Annotated in this window: 13 protein-coding genes; 8 read left to right on the top strand and 5 right to left on the bottom strand. The window is 73.7% G+C overall.

The genetic code is table 11. The features are described 5' to 3' along the window. The first annotated feature begins 155 nt into the window (after positions 1-155). On the top strand, positions 156-1,697 hold the full coding sequence (locus ACZ6KF_RS02540) for an FAD-dependent monooxygenase (RefSeq protein ID WP_469236921.1): 1,542 nt from the start codon (positions 156-158) through the stop codon (positions 1,695-1,697). A 4-nt stretch (positions 1,698-1,701) separates the two neighbouring features. On the opposite strand, the gene ACZ6KF_RS02535 is transcribed toward ACZ6KF_RS02540, so the two are convergent. Beyond that, entirely contained in the window at positions 1,702-2,226 is a 525-nt protein-coding gene (locus tag ACZ6KF_RS02535) for a MarR family winged helix-turn-helix transcriptional regulator (RefSeq protein ID WP_356631579.1), read from the bottom strand. 134 nt (positions 2,227-2,360) lie between these two features. Here ACZ6KF_RS02535 and ACZ6KF_RS02530 point away from each other — a divergent pair, with 134 nt between their 5' ends. After that, the gene (locus ACZ6KF_RS02530) at positions 2,361-3,428 is read left to right on the top strand and encodes an EamA family transporter (protein ID WP_356631581.1); all 1,068 of its coding nucleotides are present in this window, start codon (positions 2,361-2,363) and stop codon (positions 3,426-3,428) included. A 1,032-nt stretch (positions 3,429-4,460) separates the two neighbouring features. On the opposite strand, the gene ACZ6KF_RS02525 is transcribed toward ACZ6KF_RS02530, so the two are convergent. Further along, entirely contained in the window at positions 4,461-5,588 is a 1,128-nt protein-coding gene (locus ACZ6KF_RS02525; protein WP_469236917.1) for a HesA/MoeB/ThiF family protein, read from the bottom strand. Positions 5,589-5,627: 39 nt separating this feature from the next. Between ACZ6KF_RS02525 and ACZ6KF_RS02520 the strand changes: the two genes are divergently transcribed. Together ACZ6KF_RS02520 and ACZ6KF_RS02515 are read left to right on the top strand one after the other, a co-directional pair. Continuing rightward, positions 5,628-5,780, top strand: a complete 153-nt coding sequence (locus tag ACZ6KF_RS02520; RefSeq protein ID WP_356631585.1) for a hypothetical protein — start codon at positions 5,628-5,630, stop codon at positions 5,778-5,780. A 13-nt stretch (positions 5,781-5,793) separates the two neighbouring features. After that, the gene (locus ACZ6KF_RS02515; RefSeq protein ID WP_469158512.1) at positions 5,794-7,044 is read left to right on the top strand and encodes a M14 family zinc carboxypeptidase; all 1,251 of its coding nucleotides are present in this window, start codon (positions 5,794-5,796) and stop codon (positions 7,042-7,044) included. Positions 7,045-7,568: 524 nt separating this feature from the next. On the opposite strand, the gene pepN is transcribed toward ACZ6KF_RS02515, so the two are convergent. Continuing rightward, positions 7,569-10,142 carry an aminopeptidase N gene (gene pepN, locus ACZ6KF_RS02510; RefSeq protein ID WP_469236914.1) on the bottom strand — a complete coding sequence of 858 codons (2,574 nt, stop codon included), beginning with the start codon at positions 10,140-10,142 and terminating at the stop codon, positions 7,569-7,571. Between the two features lie 392 nt (positions 10,143-10,534). Then, a complete protein-coding gene (locus ACZ6KF_RS02505) occupies positions 10,535-11,551 on the bottom strand; it encodes an aspartate-semialdehyde dehydrogenase (protein WP_356631591.1) in 1,017 nt (338 codons plus the stop codon). Positions 11,552-11,776: 225 nt separating this feature from the next. Between ACZ6KF_RS02505 and ACZ6KF_RS02500 the strand changes: the two genes are divergently transcribed. Together ACZ6KF_RS02500 and ACZ6KF_RS02495 are read left to right on the top strand one after the other, a co-directional pair. Further along, positions 11,777-12,319, top strand: coding sequence for a sigma-70 family RNA polymerase sigma factor (locus tag ACZ6KF_RS02500; RefSeq protein WP_356631593.1), 543 nt, complete (start codon positions 11,777-11,779; stop codon positions 12,317-12,319). 1 nt (position 12,320) lies between these two features. Then, entirely contained in the window at positions 12,321-13,076 is a 756-nt protein-coding gene (locus tag ACZ6KF_RS02495; RefSeq protein WP_356631595.1) for a hypothetical protein, read from the top strand. Positions 13,077-13,350: 274 nt separating this feature from the next. Here ACZ6KF_RS02495 and ACZ6KF_RS02490 read toward each other — a convergent pair whose 3' ends face one another. Further along, entirely contained in the window at positions 13,351-16,659 is a 3,309-nt protein-coding gene (locus ACZ6KF_RS02490) for a S8 family serine peptidase (protein WP_469236911.1), read from the bottom strand. Between the two features lie 371 nt (positions 16,660-17,030). Between ACZ6KF_RS02490 and ACZ6KF_RS02485 the strand changes: the two genes are divergently transcribed. Further along, entirely contained in the window at positions 17,031-17,477 is a 447-nt protein-coding gene (locus ACZ6KF_RS02485; RefSeq protein WP_356631599.1) for an NUDIX hydrolase, read from the top strand. Positions 17,478-17,817: 340 nt separating this feature from the next. Further along, positions 17,818-19,581 (top strand): TIGR03767 family metallophosphoesterase, encoded by a 1,764-nt coding sequence (locus ACZ6KF_RS02480; protein ID WP_469236909.1) that lies wholly within the window; start codon positions 17,818-17,820, stop codon positions 19,579-19,581. Positions 19,582-19,585 lie beyond the last annotated feature (4 nt).

Genomic DNA, 19,585 nt, shown 5'->3' with positions numbered 1-19,585 from the left:
GCCAACGCATGTTGGCAAGCGCCTGTCGGCCAATGCCCGTTGGTCAACATCTGTTGGTCAACGGGTGTTGACTGCGCCATGCGTCCGGCCTACTGTTGCCAACAACGGTTGGCCAACGGTCGTTGACCAACAAGCGTTGGCACTCTGGAGGTCCCATGAGCACCACCAGCCCCAGCACCGGCAGCCCCACCTCCGCCCCCAACCCCGGCGCCACCCCCACCCGCGTCCTCGTCGTCGGCGCCGGCCCCACCGGCCTCCTGCTCGCCGGTGACCTCGCCGCCGCCGGAGTCCCGGTCACCGTGGTCGAGAAGCGCCCGCACCGGATCAGCAACCTCTCCCGCGCGTTCGTCCTCCACGCCCGCACCCTCGAACAGTTCGACGCCCGGGCCCTCGCCGACGAGATCGAGGCGGCGGGCCGCCCTCTCGACCGCCTCCGCCTCTTCGGCCGGCTCACCGTCCGGCTCGACACGCTCCCCTCCCGCTTCAACCACCTCCTCGTCATCCCGCAGTACGAGGTGGAGAAGGCGCTGGAGCGGCGGGCGCGGGAGGCCGGCGTGGAGTTCCGGTACGAGACCGAGGTGACCGGCCTCGCCCAGGATGCCGACGGGGTGACCGTCGGGACGCGGGGTCCGGCCGGGGCGGCGCACCGGTTGCGTGCGGCGTACGTCGTCGGGGCCGACGGCGTGCGCAGCGCGGTGCGCGACGCGGTCGGGCTGCCGTTCCCCGGCAGGTCGGTCATCCGGTCCGTCGTCCTCGCGGACGTGCGCCTCGCCGAGCAGCCGGAGAGTCTGCTCACCGCCGACGCGGCCGGCGACGCCTTCGCGTTCCTTGCGCCCTTCGGCGACGGCTATCACCGCGTCATCGGCTGGCGCCGCGATCATGACGTCCCCGACGACGCGCCCCTCGACCTGGAGGAGATCAAGGAGATCACCCGCCGCACCCTCGGCCGGGACTTCGGGATGCACGACGCCCGCTGGATGTCCCGCTTCCACAGCGACGAGCGCCAGGTTCCCGCCTACCGTGTCGGCCGGGTCTTCCTCGCGGGCGACGCCGCGCACGTGCACACCCCGGCCGGCGGGCAGGGCCTCAACACCGGTCTCCAGGACGCGGCCAACCTCGGCTGGAAGCTGGCGGCCGTCCTGAACGGCCACGCAGGCGACGCCCTGCTCGACACCTACCACCGCGAGCGTCACCCGGTGGGCGCGTCCGTGCTCCGCAGCAGCGGCGCCATCGTCCGCCTGGCGATGGCCCACCGGCCCTGGGCGCGGGCCCTGCGGGCGGCGGTCACCGCGCTGCTCGACACCGTCCCCGCCGCCCACCGCAAGGTCGTCGGGGAGATCACCGCCCTCGGCCACCGTTACCCGGCGCCCCGCGGCGCCCACCCCCTGACCGGCACCCGCGCGCCCGACGTCGCCGTCACCGACGGCCGCCTCCACGCCTGCCTGCGCGGCGGACGCTTCGTCCTCGTCACGCCCCGGACGGACGAACGGACGGACGGCAGGACGGACGACGGGCGGGACCCGGCCGGCGACGACCGTCTGGCCGTCACCCACTGGACCGGCGACCGCCGCACCACCGTCCTGGTCCGCCCGGACGGCTACGTCGCCTGGGCCTCGGACGCCGCCGGCCCGGCAGCCGTCGAGGCCGCCCTGACCGCCCACCTGGGAGTCCGCCGAGCCGTTGGGGCTGCCGGCTAGCGCGTCAGCGCCCCGGCCCCTCCGCCCCCGCCAGCAACTTCCGCAGCAGGTCGGCCAGTTGGTCGGCCTGCTGGGCGTCGAGGGAGGACAGGGCCTGCGTCTGGGCGGCCAGGCCCGCGCCCACCGCCTGTTCGATCAGCTCCAGGCCCCGCTCGGTCAGGGTGACCTGGAGGCCGCGCCGGTCGTGCGGGTCGGGGGAGCGGCGGAGCAGGCCGGCGCGTTCGAGCTTGTCGAGGCGGCCGGTCATCCCGCCGGTGGTGAGCATGAGGGCGGCGGAGAGCTGGCGGGGGGAGAGGGCGTACGGCTCGCCGGAACGGCGCAGGGTCGCCAGCACGTCGAACTCCCCGCGCGAGATGCCGAAGCGCGCGTAGGCCTGCTCCATCCGGTCGCCCATCGCCCTGGCCAGCCGGAAGATGCGGCCGAAGACCTCCATCGGGCGGGTGTCGAGGTCGGGCCGTACGGCGCCCCACTGGGCCACGATCGCGTCGACCGGGTCGGGGGCGGGAGCGGGGGTCGGGCTCTGGCTCATGAGGGGAGTATCCCCGGCGTCTTCGATCGGCCGCAAGAAAGTGGCTTGGCGGGAAGTTGCTTAGTGCTAAGCTAATCACTGGCTACTCACTATCTAGTGATGTACTCGCGTCCGCCTCCCGAAGGAACCCGGCCATGACACGGTCCGCGACCGTCCCCTCAGCCCCGACCGTCCCGACCGTTCTGCTCACCGCCCTCGCCCCCGTCTCCTGGGGCACCACCTACGCGGTCACCACCGAGTTCCTCCCGCCCGACCGCCCCCTGTTCACCGGCCTGGTGCGCGCGCTGCCCGCCGGTCTGCTGCTGCTCGCCATGGCCCGGGTGCTGCCGCGCGGCGTGTGGTGGGGCAAGGCCGCGGTGCTCGGCGCGCTGAACATCGGCGCCTTCTTCCCGCTGCTGTTCCTGTCGGCGTACCGGCTGCCCGGCGGAATGGCCGCCGTCGTCGGCTCGGTCGGGCCGCTTTTCGTCGCCGGGCTGGGGGCGCTGCTGCTGGCGGAGCGGGCGACGGCACGGACCTGGCTGACCGGCGTCGCCGCCGCGTCCGGCGTCAGTCTGGTCGTGCTCGAGGCGGCCGGTGCGCTGGACGTGCTCGGCGTGCTGGCGGCCGTCGCCTCCACCGCGTCCATGTCGGCCGGCACCGTCCTCACCAAGCGCTGGGGCCGGCCGGAGGGGGTGGGCCCGCTCGCCCTCACGGCCTGGCAGCTGACGGCGGGCGGCCTGCTGATCGCCCCCGTCGCCCTCCTCGCCGAGGGCGCGCCGCCCGCGCTGGACGGCCGTGCGGTGGGCGGCTACCTCTATCTCGCCGTCGCCAACACGGCGGTGGCGTACTGGCTGTGGTTCCGCGGCATCGGCCGGCTCACCGCGACCCAGGTCACCTTCCTCGGCCCGCTGTCCCCGCTGACGGCCGCCGTGGTCGGCTGGGCCGCCCTCGGACAGGCGCTCACCCCGCTCCAGCTCGCGGGCATGGCGGTGGCGTTCGGCGCGACGGTGGCGGGACAGCTCGGCGGCCGGTCCGCCCGTCCCGCCCGCCGCCCCCAGTCCTTCGCACTCACCCCGCCCCCCTCCGCTTCCTCCCCCTCTCCTTCCCCCTCCGCTCCCGCCGCGCCCGCCACCATGTACGCGCCCACAGCACATGCACCCCGCCCAGCGCGACCGTCACGACTCCCGCGTCCAGTCGCCGCGTCGCCGAGGATCCGGGGCTGACGAGGGAGGTGACGGCGTTGGCCAGCAGGGCGGCGTCGGCGGGCAGGGTCACCGTCGCGAGGAAGGCCAGGCACAGGGCGGTGCCGGTGACGAGGACCGCGCTGTACACGCGCACCGCCCGCCGTTCGTGGGCCGGGAGCCGGCGGCTCGGGTCCGGCGCGGCGCGGCCCAGCAGCCGCAGGCCGAGGTGGCGGGCGTAGGCCCGGCCGTCGCCGTACAGGTCGCGGCAGCGGAGCAGGTCCTGGAGGACGAAGTAGACGTCCGTGCGCATGAACAACATCAGCTGGAACGGCAGCGGCAGCAGCGCCAGCACGGTGAGCGCGGCCAGGACGCGGTGGGCGGTGCCGTCGGTGGCGCCCGCGGCGAGGGCGGCCACGGAGGCGACGGCGAGGTTGACGGCGCTGCCCGCGAGGTAGGCGGTGAGGCGGTGGCGGCGCGGGGCGAGTTCGATGCCGCTGATGTCGGTCTGCATCACCAGGAACTGCAGCCGGGTGCCCAGCCGTATCCGCGCCGGCACGCCGGTCGCGCGGGCGGTGACCAGGTGGGCGCACTCGTGGAGCAGCAGCAGCGCCCAGCCGGCCGCCGCCCCGAAGGCGACGACGGCGCTGCCGTGCTCGCTCCACAGCAGGGTGCGGTGGCCGATCGGGACGCCCGGCCGGGCGAGCAGCGCGGCGGCGATCAGCAGACCGACCATCACGGGCGCCACCGGACTCAGCGCCCAGCGCACGTGCCGGGGCCGCAGCCGGGGCAGTGTCGGCTTCTGCGGGACCGGCGACGGCACCGGCCGGCCGTCGATCTCGGCGACGAAGCCGAGCCCCACCAGCGCGTCCACGAAGTCGGCCACGTCGACGTCCTGCCCGGTCTCCCGGCGCAGCCGCTCCGCCGTCTCGGCGCTGCTCAGCCCCGCCCCCAGCAGGTCGAGGGCGCGTTTGCCGACGCCGGGCAGGGCGACGAACCGGCCGGTGGCCATCCGCCCCACGATCCACTCGTCGCCGTCGGGGCGGGAGGCCAGTTCGTGCAGCCGGACGCGGCTCACGTCCGCACCCCGCCGCAGGCGGCGCAGTCCGCCTGCCGGGGGAAGCGCTGGAGGTGCGGTTCTCCGGGCAGCATGAGGTTCACGCCGAAGCGGAAGCCCGGTTCCAGGTCCGGTATGCCGGTGAGCAGGGCGAGGGCGGCGTGCGCGAGGAGCGCGCCGGACAGGCCGGCGGTGACGGCGGACGCCGGGTTCCAGGGCATACGGGGTGAGGCCACCCGCTCGTCCTGGCCGGGCGCCAGCCGCAGCTCGCGCCGGGCGGCCTCACCCACGCGCAGGCACTCCCAGCAGGCGCCCCGCCCGGGCACGTACACCCCCGCGGTCACCAGCGGCCCCCGGTAGCCGGCGTCGACCCAGGGCAGACCCGCCGCGATGCAGGCCCGGTTGACCCAGCGCCGCAGGTCGTCGGGGCGGTCGGCGGCCAGGACCAGCAGGTCGGGGTCGCCGCCCGCGAGCAGGGCCGTCAGGTCGGCCGGGCCGCGCACCTCCAGCCGCTGCCCGGTGACCGTCACGTCCGAGTTCAGCGCCCGCAGCGTGGCCACCGCGGCCTCCGTCTTGGGGCGGCCGATGTCGTCCTCGCGGAACAGCGGCTGCCGGTTGAGGTTGGACAGCTCCACCACGTCCGGGTCGACGCAGTGCACCTGTCCCACACCGGAGGCGACCAGGCTCTGCGCCGCGTGGCCGCCGGTGCCGCCGACGCCCAGCACCAGCACGCGGGCCCGGCGCAGCAGGAGCTGCGCCTCCCACGGGCTCGTCCGCGGACCCCGGTCCATCCAGCGCAGCAGCGGCACGCCCCGGCTGTAGCGCTCCCGCTCCCGACCGGACACCGGCACGGGCGCCGCCGCGTCCTCCAGGAACCCGGCGGCCAGCAGATCGGCCATGGCCTGCCAGACGTCATCCCCGGTCACGTCCCCGTGTCCGGCCAGCACCCGGGCCACCACGGCGGACGGCGCCCGCGACCCGTCCAGCGCCTCGACGAGCAACCACACCCAGCCCTTGGGGTCGGCGATCTCCGCGCCGATGCCGTGCACGACGCTGCCGATGCGCACATGGCCGTCGACCGTGCGGTAGGGGCGGTGCTCGGGCTTGACGCGGGGGCGTCGCAAGGACCTGACATCGGTGGTCACGCGGTCACCTCTTGGTAGGTATCGGCACCCTTGACACAGTTGTTCACCCCAACGAACCTGGGCAGGAAACCGCGAAGCGGGCCGTTGTTCAGCCAACTTCCTTGGAAGGAGCCGCACATGGCCGAGAAGATCGTGATTCGCCCGCTGGACAAGAAGGAGACCACCGGGGACAGCAACTCCCAGGGCGCCTGATCGGAGCACCAGCGTGCGGACTACGTGGTATCCGGCCGTCGGCGAACTGGAGCGCCGGGCCCGCGCGCTGGCTGCCTCGGCGCCCGGGGCGCTGCGCCTGGGCGCCGTCGGCGAGAGCAGGGCGGGACGCCCGCTGTGGCTGCTGTCGGCCGGCCACGGCGAACGGCAGATCCTCACCGTCGCCGGCGCCCACGCCAACGAACCCGTCGGCGGCGCGTCGTCCCTGCGTCTCGCCGCCCTCCTCGCCCGCCGGCCCGCACTGCTCCAACGGCTCGACTGCACCTGGCACTTCCTGCTCTGCCTCGACCCGGACGGGGCGCACCTGGCGCAGGGCTGGGCGCCCAGGGAGCCGGAACCCTCGCTGGAGGAGTGCCATCGGCACTTCTACCGGCCCGCGTTCGCCCGCCAGCCCGAGTCGCTGCCCGTGCAGGACGCTCCGGGACCGCCGGTGCCGCCGATGCCCGAGTCGGCGACGCTGGTCCGGCTGCTGGACGAACTGCGGCCGGTGGCCCAGTTCACACTGCACGGCATCGAGTTCGGCGGCGCGTTCGCGATGCTGACCCGGCCGGTGCCCGGCGCCGGGCAGGCCTTCCGGGACACGGCCGCGCGGTTGCGCGTCCCGCTCGACCACCATCCCTGCGACGGCCCGGACTGGCTCCCCGAACCGCCCGGGGTGCTGCTGCTGCCAGGCGACCGCGGCGGCAGCGAACGCGACCCGAGCGGCTTCACCGCCGAGAGCACCTGGCTCCACCCGCGCAAGTACGGCACCCTGACCACCCTCGTCGAGGCGCCCGCGTGGGGGGTCCCCGGGGTGTCCGACCCGCGGCCGGCCCCCGACCCGGAGCGCGCGGTCGCCCGCGTCGCCGAGGTGCTGCTGGGCCGCGCCCGCGACCTCGCCGCCGTCCTGGGCGATCCCGGCGCGGACGCCGTCCCCGACGACCTGCTGCCCCTGCGCGACGCGGCCCGCGAGTTGATCGAGGTCGCCCCCTCGGTCGCCGCGACCTGGACCGCGGAGGAACTCACCGGCTCCCGCGGCCACTTCGCCACCCTCGGCATCGCAGCCCGCCGCATTCCGCTGCGCGCGGCGTCCATGATGCGCCGGGCCCTCGCCCGCACCGACCCGCGCACCGCGGACGTGCTCGGGGACCTGGTGCGCGAGTGGTGCCAGGAGCTGGAGAAGACGTACGAGCCGGTGTGGCTGCCGGTGCCGGCGCAGACGGGGCTGCACGTGCGGACCATGCTGGACATCGCCCGGCGGGTGTGAGGCGGCGGCGACGGGCGGGACGCGGCGGGGATCGGGCGGCGTCGAACCGGGCGGAAGGGCGGGCGGCGGCCTCCGGTGACGAGGCCGCCGGCGGCCCGTGGGGGAAGCGGACGGCGCCCCGTCGAAAGGGAACGGCGAACCAGCCGGCAGGCGCCATCCGGCGCAGTCGCCCCTGCCGACCGCTGCGGACCACAGCCGTGCACAGCCGCGCACGTCGCCCGCGGCGGACCGCAGCCGTGCGTGCACAGCCGCGCACGCCGCCCACGCCGCCGGCGGCGGACCACAGCCGTGCACAGCCGCGCACACCCCCCCCACCGCCGCTCGCGGCCGACCACAGCCGTGCACGCCGCCCACAGCCGTGCACGCCACCCACTGCCGCCCGCGGTGGACCGCAGCCGCCCACTGCCGGGAAGCACGCGAGCGCCGCCACTGCCGAGTAGCAAGCGGGCGGCACCCGCCCAAAGGCAGGCACCGCCCGCGAAAAGAGACCGGGCGGCGACGACCAACGGCCCCCGCCCGGAGGGCTACGCGTCCGCGGCCTGCGCCTTCAGCGCCCGCTCGATGCCCGACCGCGACTCCGACACCAGCCGGCGCAGCGCGGCGTTCGGCTCCGCCGAGGCCAGCCACGCGTCGGTCTTGGCCAGCGTCTCCGGGGAGACCTGGACCGCCGGGTAGAGGCCGACCGCGATCTGCTGGGCCATCTCGTGCGAACGGGACTCCCAGACGCCCTTGACCACCTCGAAGTACTTGTCGGTGTACGGCGCGAGCAGCTCCCGCTGGTCGGTCTGGACGAAGCCGCCGATGACCGCCTCCTGCACGGCGTTCGGCAGCTTGTCGGACTCCACGACCGACGCCCACGCCTCCGCCTTGGCCTCCGGCGTCGGCCGGGCCGCCCGCGCCGTCGCCGCGTGCCGCTCGCCGGCCGCGGTGCGGTCCCGCTCGTACTCGGCGGCGATCTCCGTCTCGTCGTAGCGGCCCACCGCCGCGAGCCGCTGTACGAACGCCCAGCGCAGCTCGGTGTCCACGACCAGGCCCTCGACCGTCTGGGAGCCGCCGAGCAGCGCCTCCAGCAGGTCCAGCTGCTCCGGCGTCCGGGCCGTCGCCGCGAAGGCGCGCGCCCACGCCAGCTGGTGGTCGCTGCCCGGCTCGGCCGTCCGCAGATGGGCCAGCGTCGCCTCCGTCCAGCGGGCGAGCAGCGACTCGCGCCCGGCGGGGGCGGCGTACAGGTCGATCGCCAGCTTCACCTGCCGCTGCAGGGACTGGACCACGCCGATGTCGGACTCCTTGCCGATGCCGGACAGCACCAGGGACAGGTAGTCGCGGGTGGCCAGCTCGGCGTCGCGTGTCATGTCCCACGCCGACGCCCAGCACAGGGCGCGGGGCAGCGACGACTCGAAGTCGCCGAGATGCTCGGTGACGAAGGCGAGCGAGGCCTCGTCCAGCCGGACCTTGGCGTACGACAGGTCGTCGTCGTTGAGCAGGACGACGTCCGGGCGGCGCCGGCCCACCAGCTGCGGCACGGCGGTCCGTTCGCCGTCGACGTCCAGCTCGATGCGGCCGCCGTCCGCGTCGCGCACCAGCTTGCCGCTCGCGGCGTCCAGGTCGTACAGCCCGATCGCGATGCGGTGGGGCCTCAGCGTCGGCTCGCCCTTGGCGCCGGCGGGCAGCGCCGGGGCCTCCTGGCGGACGGCGAAGGAGGTGACGACCCCGTCCGCGTCGGTCTCGATCTCCGGGCGCAGGACGTTGATGCCGGCCGTCTCCAGCCAGGCGCGCGACCAGTTCTTCAGGTCCCGGCCGGAGGTCTCCTCCAGCGCGCTCAGCAGGTCCGACAGGCGCGTGTTGCCGTACGCGTGCCGCTTGAAGTAGGCCTGCACGCCGCGGAAGAACTCGTCCTCGCCGACGTAGGCGACGAGCTGCTTGAGCACCGAGGCGCCCTTGGCGTAGGTGATGCCGTCGAAGTTGACGAGGACGTCGTCCAGGTCGCGGATGTCCGCCATGATCGGGTGCGTGGAGGGCAGCTGGTCCTGCCGGTAGGCCCACGTCTTCATGGAGTTGGCGAACGTCGTCCACGAGTGCGGCCAGCGCGAGCCCGGCGCGTCGGCCTGGCAGGCGATCGACGTGTAGGTGGCGAACGACTCGTTCAGCCACAGGTCGTTCCACCACTCCATGGTGACCAGGTCGCCGAACCACATGTGGGCCAGCTCGTGCAGGATGGTCTCCGCGCGCGTCTCGTACGCCGCGTCCGTCACCTTCGACCGGAAGACGTACTGGTCGCGGATGGTCACCGCGCCCGCGTTCTCCATCGCGCCCGCGTTGAACTCCGGCACGAACAGCTGGTCGTACTTCTCGAACGGGTACGCGTAGTCGAACTTCTCCTGGAACCAGTCGAAGCCCTGCCGGGTGACCTCGAAGATGGCGTCCGAGTCGAGGTACTCGGCGAGCGAGGGACGGCAGTAGATGCCGAGCGGCACGCTCCGGCCGTCCTTCTCGTACACACTGTGCACCGAGTGGTAGGGGCCGACGATCAGCGCCGTGATGTACGACGAGATCCGCGGCGTCGGCGCGAACACCCAGACGTTGTGCTCGGGTTCGGGGGTGGGCGAGTTGGAGATGACGGTCCAGCCCTCCGGCGCGCGCACGGTGAACTGGAAGGTCGCCTTGAGGTCCGGCTGCTCGAACGAGGCGAACACGCGGCGGGCGTCCGGGACCTCGAACTGGGTGTAGAGGTAGGCCTGGTCGTCCACCGGGTCGACGAACCGGTGCAGGCCCTCGCCGGTGTTGGTGTACGCGCAGTCCGCGACGACGCGCAGGATGTTGCGCCCCTCCAGCAGACCGGGGAGCGCGATCCGGGAGTCGGCGAAGACCTCGGCCGGGTCGAGCGAGTCGCCGTTCAGCGTCACCTCGTGCACGGCCGGCGCGACCAGGTCGATGAAGGACGTGGCGCCGTTCTCGGCGACGTCGAAGCGCACCGTGGTCACGGACCGGTAGGTGCCGCCCTTCTGCGCGCCGGAGAGGTCGAGATCGATCTCGTACGAGTCAACGGTGAGCAGCTTCGCCCGCTGCTGCGCCTCTTCGCGAGTCAGGTTTGTGCCAGGCACGCGGTCATCTCCTCGTGATGTGTGGGTTGCGTCATCCTTCCATGTGGCCTGTGGAGATCGCGATGTGCTTGGCGCCGAGCTGACTGTCGCGGCACGGATCGCCCACTGTCACCCGAACGGGTTGAACGGAGCAGGCGATCAGCTGCGGGCGGGGGCCCTCGAGCGGTTCCCGGAGCCGGACTCGGCGCGGTCACGGTTCGGCCGGGCGAGGATCAGGGCGGAGAACGTGGCGCGCATCAAGGGCCGCGAGCTGACTGCTCTGCGCAAGGAGAGCGGACTCACCCGGCAGGGTGTGGCCGCTGCAGTGGCATGAGCCCCATGGCCCCGGAGCCCGAACGCAGGGGCGTCCACCGCGACCTACGCCGGTGGACGCCCCTGTCTCGTGGCCGGGACTACTTCTTCAGCTCGGCCGCCACCAGCTCCGCGATCTGGACCGCGTTCAGCGCGGCGCCCTTGCGGAGGTTGTCGTTGGAGACGAACAGGGCCAGGCCGTTGTCCACCGTCTCGTCGCGGCGGATGCGGCCGACGTACGACGGGTCCTGGCCGGCCGCCTGGAGCGGGGTGGGGACGTCCGCGAGGGCCACGCCGGGGGCGCCGGCCAGCAGCTCCTTGGCGCGCTCCACGCTGATCGGGCGGGCGAAACGGGCGTTGACCTGGAGGGAGTGGCCGGTGAAGACGGGCACGCGCACGCAGGTGCCGGAGACCTTCAGCCCGGGGATCTCCAGGATCTTGCGGGACTCGTTGCGGAGCTTCTGCTCCTCGTCGGTCTCGTTCAGGCCGTCGTCCACGATGGAGCCGGCCAGCGGGAGCACGTTGTAGGCGATCGGCGCGACGTACTTGTCCGGCTTCGGGAACTCCACCGCCGAGCCGTCGTGGGTCAGCTTCGGGGCGTCCGCGCCGACCTTCTGCACCTGCTCGAACAGCTCGTCCACGCCGGCCAGCCCGGATCCGGACACCGCCTGGTAGGTGGCGACGACCAGCGCCTCGAGGCCGGCCTCCGCGTGCAGCGGGCGCAGCACCGGCATCGCGGCCATCGTCGTGCAGTTCGGGTTGGCGATGATGCCCTTGGGCCGGTCGGCGATCGCGTGCGGGTTCACCTCGGCCACCACCAGCGGCACCTGCGGGTCCCGCCGCCACGCCGAGGAGTTGTCGATCACGACCGCGCCCTGCGAGGCGACCTTCTCGGCGAGCGCCTTCGAGGTCGCGCCGCCCGCGGAGAACAGCACGATGTCCAGGCCGGTGTAGTCGGCCGTGGACGCGTCCTCCACCGTCACGCCGTCCAGCTCCGTGCCCGCCGAGCGGGCGGAGGCGAACAGGCGCAGCTCGGTGACCGGGAAGTTCCGCTCCGTGAGGATCCTGCGCATGACCGTGCCGACCTGCCCGGTGGCTCCGACGATTCCGACCCTCACGGTGACTCCCTCTACGTCTGATATGTGCACTGTGCCCGGCCGAGGCACCTCCATGATGCGGCCGACCCCGGCGTACCTGTCCAGTTTTTTGGCGGGGATGACCGAGGACTGGGACATGTGTGACGCACAACATGCCCCCTCCCACCCCGCCGTTGCGGAAACGTTACCGAACGTTTCCGTCGCCACCGGCGTCGTAGGAGAAACGCGGGGACGAGAGGGGTGGCTGTGCTGCGCGGAAAGGCCCGCCGCGGGCAGGGGGCGGTCCACGCGGATCACGCGGCGGACGACCCCCTGGACGCGGCTCAGGAACGCCGGGTGCGGGCCGTGCTCGCGCTCGGCGGCGTGCCGCAGGCGGACCTGCCGGACGGGGTGCAGCAGGTCCGCCTGCGGCTGCTGGAACGGGCCGCGAGCGGGCTGGAGGCGCCGCGCGACGTGTCCGCCTGGGCGGCCGTCGTCGCCTCCAACCTCGCCATGGACTGGCACCGCGCCAAGCGCCGCCAGGAACGGCTCGGCGAGCGCCTCGCCGCGCTGCGCCAGCCCAGCCTCCCCTCCGGCGAGGACACCAGCGTGCTGTCCCTCGCCGTGGCCCAGGGCCTGGACGAGCTGCCCGATCCCCAGCGGCAGGTCCTCGTCCTGCGCTTCTACGCCGACCTCCCGGTGCGTTCCATCGCCGAGGAGCTGGGCATCCCGGAGGGCACGGTCAAGAGCAGGCTGCACACGGCGGTACGGGCCCTGCGCACCCGGCTGCACGAGGACGAGGTGGTGTGACGTGACCGTCGAACACGACGGCTGTGACGGCCGGCCCGGCGACGACCGCCCGGACCCGCTGCTCGCCGTCCTCACCGGCGAACCGCTGCCCGGCGACGCCGACCCCGCCCATCTCGCCGAATACCGCGCGGCGGCCGACGACGTGGCGCTGCTCAAGCGGCAGCTGACGCTCCTCGGGGACGCCCTGGCCGAGCCCCCCGCAGCCGCGGCGCGCCCCGCCGCTCCACCGCCACGGCGTGCCGCGCGCCGCCCGCGCCCCGTCCGCGTCCGGTCCCTGGCCCTCGGGGCCGTGGGCGTGGCCGCCGCCGGCGCGATGGTGAGCGGCCTCGGCTGGCTCGCCGTGCAGGCCGGCTCCGCGTCGAACGTCACCAGCTCCGCCGACGAGGCCGGCGGCGAACGCGCCGACGCCGAGGCCAAGGACGCCGGGGCGCTCGCCGCGCCCGGCTATCTCGCCTGCGCCCGCCTGGTCGCCGAGGGCGAGGTGGCCGCCGTGGAACCGGTGCCCGGCACCCGGAAGGAACGCGTCACCCTCCGCATCACCCGCTCCTACGTGCCGGACGTGCCGGACGGGAACCGGGCGGGCGAGACGGTCTTCGTGATCGCCCGCGCCGCCGGTCTCGACGAGGGCGAGCACGTCCTGGTCGCCCTCCCGCACGGCAGCCGCACTCCGGACGCCGTCCACGTCGGCGAGCGGGACGTCGCCCGGCAGCGGCGCATCCTGGAGAACGCGCTGCCGTACGCGGGGACCTGCGAATAACGGCGTACGGCGGCCCGCGGACAAGGCGGCACCGGCACCCGCGGACGACGCAGCACGCATCCGCGGACAGCGGGCACGGCACCCGCGGGCAACGCAGCACGGCATCCGCGGACAGCGGGCACGGCGCCCGCGGGCAACGCAGCACGGCATCCGCGGGCAGCGGGCACGGCGCCCGCGGACAGCGGAAAGGGGCGGGCGCCCGACCGGACGCCCGCCCCCTGCCCGCCACCGCGGTCCGCCGTCACGCGGGTTGACGCGTGACGGCGTCACCGGGTTACGGCGTGACCTTCTCGATCTTCACGCTGCCCACGCCCGCGACCGTGCCGCGCGCGTTGACCAACTGCACCTGCCCGAAGAACTCGCGTCCCTCGGGGGCCGCCGCGGCGGCGGTGACGCTGCCCGTGACGGTCGCCGAGTCGCCCGTGCCCAGCTTCACCGGGGCCGAGCCGCCGACGTCGACGGAGCCCAGGGAGGCGGAGTAGAAGACGTCCCGGTAGTCGTACGCGGTGGAACCGGCCGGCACCGAGTAGCCCACGACCTCGATGGTGTACGCGCCGGCCGCCGGGGCGGCGAGGGAGACCCGCTCCTCGGAGTCGCCGTCGGCGGACTCGCCCACGACGTCACCGGCCGCGTCGTACACGTACAGGTCCAGGTCGGCGGCGTTGTCCGAGACGCCGCCGATCGCCACGTCCAGCGAGGTGGCGCCCGCGGGGACCTCCACGGTGGTGGTCTGGGTGGCGCCCTGCGCGATGGTCGGACGGGTCGTCTTGGACGAGCCGAGCGGTCCGCCGACCAGCTTGCCGTCGATCGCCGCGTAACCGTTGGTCACCGTCCAGGAGGCGGCGGCCGGCGTGCCGACCTTGGCTTCGGGCACGGTCACGGTCTCCGGGTCGAAGGCCGCGCCGAGGACGGTGACGTCCAGCGTGAACGGGTTGTCGAGCACCGGCGAGGTGCGCCGCGACTCGACCTCGATCTCCCAGACGCCGGGCTGCGGGTCGGCGTACGAGCGCACGCCCGGCTTGCAGCCGTTGCCGTCGAGGTAGTTGTTGTAGCAGAACGGCGTGCCGGTGCTGTCCGACGGGACGCCGTACGGGTGGATGGCGATGAACCGGGTCTGGCTCTTGTCCTTCAGCCCGCCGATCGCCACCTCCAGCGCCTTCGCGCCCTCGGGGACGGTCACGAAGAACGACTTGTGGCTGTTGCGCTGCACCGAACCGGACGCCGAGTAGGTGTACTCCAGCGGCGCCGAGACGACCACGGTGTTCAGGACCAGCTTGTCGATGCCCTCGGTGCGCGGGTCGTCCACCTCGAGGACGGCGCTCTTGAGGCCGGCGGACCGCGGGGCGGCCTGGACCTTGACGGTCACCGGCTTGTTCAGCGGCAGCAGCACCTCGTCGGAGCCGAGGATGCGGAAGGTGCCGCCGGCGTTGTTCTCGAAGTGCAGCTCGTGCCGGATCGCCCGGTCGGCGCCCGACGTACGGGTCAGGGTGACGTCGTACGTCTTCTTCTGCCCGGCCTTCAGACCGCCCTCGCGGTCGTAGACGCCGGTGCCCTGGCCGGGGGTCTTGAGGAACTGGTCGATCGCGGTGTCGACCGGAGCCTGCACGGTGTAGGTGTGCGCGGTGGCGCCGTCGAGGATCGCGTCCCAGGCGTCCTCGATGTCGATGAGGCCCGCCCCCTCCTCGTACGCCTGCACGCCCGGGATGTGGTCGGCGGTCGAGGTGAGCGCCGTGCGCAGGGTCGCCGGGGTCAGCTCGATGCCCTTGCGCTTGGCGGCGCTCAGCAGCAGCGCGCTCGCGCCGGCCGCCTGCGGGGAGGCCATCGAGGTGCCCTGGAGCATGGAGTAGCCGGGCGGCAGGCTGTAGCCGGCCTCGGCGACCGGGCCGCCGGGCGACCAGGTCTGGGTGGTGTTGATCGCGGCGCCGGGCGCGGAGAGCGTCGGCGTGAAGCCGCCGTCCTCACGCGGGCCGCGCGAGGAGAACGGCATCATCGCGTACCGCTTCTCCACCAGGGAGCCGTAGTTGGCCGCCCAGGTCTCGCGGGAGACGGTCGCGCCGACCGAGATCACCTTGTCCGCGAGGGACGGGTCGCCGATCGTGTTGGCGCCGGGGCCGGAGTTGCCGGCCGAGATGACCAGCTGGACGCCGTACTCGTCGATGAGCCGGGTGTACAGCTCGGCGCGCGCGTTGTTGCCGTCGTTCAGCGCGGGCAGGCCGCCGATCGACATGTTGACGATGTCGACGCCGCGGTTGACGACGAGGTCGATCATGCCCTCGGTCAGCGCGACATTGGTGCAGCCGCCGGACCAGGTGCAGGCGCGCGAGGAGACCAGCTTGGCGCCGGGCGCCGCGCCGTTCATCTCGCCGCCGAACAGGCCGTTGGCGGCGGTGATGCCGGCCACGTGGGTGCCGTGCGAGCCCTCGATGACGCCGATGCTGACGTAGTCGGCCTTGGCGCCGGCCGCGTTGTAGACGACGTCCTTGCGGATCTCGATCACGAACGGGATGCGCTCGGCGATCGCGGTCGCCGGGTCGTCGGTGCCGAAGTAGCCGACCTGGTACCCGTCCTTGTAGGGCTTCATCGCCGTGTCGTCGGTGAAGTCCAGGTTGTCGTTCAGGTCGACGCGCGCGGTGCCGGAGGCGGCGTCGTAGAGCACGCCCCAGATGTCCGTGGTGTCGCCGTCGCGGTTCAGGTCGCCCGCCATGTCGCCGCCCGTGGTGGCCGACTCGGCGAAGTAGTTGAACTTGAACGCGCCCTCGGGGGCCTTGAACGTCTCGGTGCCCTGCGCGGTGGTGGTGACGGTGAACGACGGTCCGCCGACCGAGGTCGTCATCCGTCGCCAGGTGCCGTCGCCGTCGGCGACCGGGTCGGTGGCGGTGACCCAGTCGACGATCTTGCGCTCGCCGGTCGTGGTCTTCTGCAGCGCCGGGTGGCCGAGGTCGACGCCCGAGTCCAGGATGCCGATGGTGACGCCGCGGCCGTCCGCCCTCGGGTGGTCCTCGACGAAGTCGACGGCGCCGGTCTCGAAGGACGGGTTGTACGGGTTCTCGGCCGGGGTGTGCCGTCCGGGCGCCGGGTACGTCCCGGTCGCGGCGGCGGGCGCGCCCTTGGCCCGGTCCCCGCTCGGCGTCGGGTCGTCGAGCGGGATCTCCTCGCGCAGGTCGATGCCGTGCACGGAGGACAGCTTGGCTGCGGCGGCGATGGCCGCGTCCGCCTCGCCGGTGGGGACGGTGGCCCGGACGTATCCGAGCTTGTCGTACGTACGGCCGACCAGACCGCCCTCGACCGAGTCGAGCTGCTCGGCGACGCGCTCGGTCTGCCCGGGCGCCGTCGCCACCATCATCGTGACGCTCTTGGCGCCGTCGGCCTTGGCCTCGGCGAGCAGGTCGGCGTCGTCGGAACCGAGCTTTTCGTGGGCGGACTTGACGCCGGGGTCGGCGGCTGTGGCGGGGGCCGGGTCCGCGGCGAGGGCCATCGGAACCGGTCCGGCCGCCGAGAGCGCGGCGACGAGACCGGCGGCGACGGCGATCCGGGCCACGCGTCTGGCGCCCGATATCGGTTCGCGCTGGGGGGTGAAGGTCATCGGCATCCCTTGTTGGTAAAGGAATCGAGCGTGAGGCGGTCAAGGCCGGTCGGGCCGAACGGCCTTGACCGCCAGGTCCGGAACTCGGTCCCGGACGAGCGCTCAGCCTGGTACAGGGGACGGTTGTTCGGGAGAAGTTGGCCGAATCGAAATCGATGTGTGGGGAAAACCCCCGATGTGCGTTCCGGGGCATGGCGGACGTCACCACCGAAAACGGGCGCGGAGTTTCATTGCGCCCGTGTTACGCACCCGGGAGAGCGGCGGCGGGCGCGTCCCCGGAGGTGACCGAAACGCCGCCGTGCGCCGCCTTGCGCAGGTCCGGGCCCCGATACTCCGCCGCCGATCCGGACGCGGCGGGTTAACGTCCGTGCGTGCGCAAGACGTTGAGGGTGGCGGCCTACGCCATATGCGTCCGTGACGGGCAGGTCCTCCTCGCCCGCTCCCCGGCCCCCGACGGAGTCCCCGAGTGGGTGCTGCCCGGCGGCGGCATGGAACACGGGGAGGACCCCTACGACACCGTCCGCCGCGAAGTCCGCGAGGAGACGGGCTACGACATCGAGGTCACCGCCATCCTGGGCGTCGACTCCCTGCGTCTGACCTCCCCGCGCCGCCTGCGCTCCCCGTCCGACCACCACGGAGTGCGCCTCCTTTACGAGGGCACGGTCGTCGCCGGCGAACTGCGCCCCGAGATCGGCGGCTCCACGGACATGGCCGCCTGGCACCCCCTCGACGCGGTCCCGGCCCTGCGCCGCATCGGCCTGGTGGACCTCGGCCTGAGACTGTGGCGGGAGCGGCCGGCCTCGGGGCGGGTGGGGTAGGGGCGGCGACCTGCGGACCCGGACCCGGCCCCGGCCCCGGACCCGGACCCGGACCCGGACCCGGACCCGGACCCGGACCCGGACCCGGACCCGGACCCGGACCGACATGCCGCGATTTCCCGCAAGATGAACACCGCGTGACCGGTCGACAGCCGGTCGGGGAGCGGGCGTGGGCGGGCAGGCGGCCCCGTGATCCACGTCCCGCGATCGGCGCTGCGCGTTGGCGTCTCATTAACGCGCAGGCCATTCCCGGTGCCAACGATCCCCAGTGAGCGGGGGGCCCGCGCAAGCGGCCGTCCGCGGTCACTGCCGACGCGTTTCGCACTCGGGGAGATCGCGCATGTCGCGCACACGCTCTGTCGCCAGCTCCGCCGCCGCCCGGGCGGCGGTCGATCGCCGTACGCTCCTCGCCGCCGCCGGTGCGGTGTCCCTGTCCGCCGGCGTGGGATACGCCCTGCGGCCCACCGAGAGCGAGGCCGCCCCCGCCGCGGCCGAGCACGAGGCCGCCGTCGCCTCCTCCCGCAAGGCGCCCGCCGCGCCCCTCGCCCCCTACACCCGCGGCACCACCCTCGCCTCCGTCGCCGCGCCCCGCACCTCCTCCGGCTACCGCCGCCTCGGCGACGGCCCCGGCTGGAAGCGGGTCGTGCGCAGCGAACTCGCCACGCCCAAGTCGGGCCGCGCGGACCGCCGTACCGCGCTCGCCGCCTTCGTGCAGCTCACCGACCTGCACATCATCGACGCCCAGCACCCGCTGCGGCTGGAGTTCCTGCGCTCCGCCGACGTGCACGCCTGGCGTCCGCAGGAACTGCTCAGCGTGCAGGGCGCGGTCTCCCTGGTCGAGCGGGTCAACGCGCTGCGGGGCGCCCCCGTCACCGGCGCCCCGCTGCACTTCGCCATGACGACCGGCGACAACACCGACAACAACGCCCGCACCGAGCTGGAGTGGTTCCTGACCGTGCTGAGCGGCGGGCGGGTCACCCCCAACTCCGGTGACCCGCGGCACTACGAGGGCGTGCAGAGCAGCGGGCTCAAGCAGTTCTGGCAGCCCGACTCCACCGTCCGCGACGCCGACAAGCAGCGCGGCTTCCCGCACCTGGACGGCTTCCTCGCCGCCGCCATGCGCGAGGTGCGCAGCCCCGGCCTCAACCTGCCCTGGTACTCCACCGTCGGCAACCACGACTCCCTCCCGCTCGGCTGCTACGGCCACGGAGACCCGTACCTCGCCGAGTTCGCCGCCGGCGGCAAGAAGCTGATGGCGCTGTCCGCCGCCGAGGCCAAGAAGCTCCAGGACTCCATCAAGACCGCCCGCGACCCGCTCGGCCTGCTCTACCGCGACCTGATGCGCGCGCACGCCCGGGACCTGCGCTCCATCACCCCCGACGAGCGGCGCGCCCCCTACACCGCCGTCGAGTACGTCAAGGCCCACCTCGACCCCGCGTACACCGGCCCGGGCCCCGTCGGCCACGGCTACTCGGGCGCCAACGTCGAAGCGGGCACCCAGTACTACAGCTTCCGCATCGCCGACGACGTCATCGGCATCAGCCTCGACACCACCGACCCTGGCGGCCACTACGAGGGCTCCATCGGCGCCGGTCAGCTGACCTGGCTGCACCGCACCCTGCGCCGGAACAAGGACGCGTACGTCGTCGTCTTCAGCCACCACACCAGCAAGACCATGGACAACCCGCGCCCCGACCCCGCCCGGCCGAACGAGCGGCGGCACAACGGCGACGACGTCCTCGCCGTGCTGGGCCGCCACCGCAACGTCCTCGCCTGGGTCAACGGCCACATCCACCGCAACGACATCACCCCGCACACGGGCTCCGCCGGTCACTCCTTCTGGGAGATCTCCACCGCCTCCCACGTGGACTTCCCGCAGCTGGCCCGCGTGATCGAGCTGGTCGACAACAAGGACGGCACCCTCTCGGTGTTCACGACCCTCGTGGAGTCGGCCGCGCCGCACACCACCGACTTCACCGACCTCTCCCAGACCGGCCTGGCGGCCCTCTACCGGGAGATCTCCTTCAACGCGCCCGGCGCCCGCACGGACCTGGCGGGCGAGGCCCGCGACCGCAACACGGAGCTGGTGCTGAAGAAGGGGTAGAGGC

It is taken from the genome of Streptomyces sp. NPDC046379, from assembly GCF_055587785.1.
Note: the sequence above shows the minus strand (reverse complement) of the source record. Positions and strands in the feature narration are given on the sequence as shown.

Coding starts and splice junctions, on each gene's coding strand:
- ACZ6KF_RS02480 (WP_469236909.1), top strand. CDS start 17,818: ATGTCGCGCACACGCTCTGTCGCCAGCTCCGCCGCCGCCCGGGCGGCG.
- ACZ6KF_RS02490 (WP_469236911.1), bottom strand. CDS start 16,659: ATGACCTTCACCCCCCAGCGCGAACCGATATCGGGCGCCAGACGCGTG.
- ACZ6KF_RS02535 (WP_356631579.1), bottom strand. CDS start 2,226: ATGAGCCAGAGCCCGACCCCCGCTCCCGCCCCCGACCCGGTCGACGCG.
- ACZ6KF_RS02540 (WP_469236921.1), top strand. CDS start 156: ATGAGCACCACCAGCCCCAGCACCGGCAGCCCCACCTCCGCCCCCAAC.
- ACZ6KF_RS02530 (WP_356631581.1), top strand. CDS start 2,361: ATGACACGGTCCGCGACCGTCCCCTCAGCCCCGACCGTCCCGACCGTT.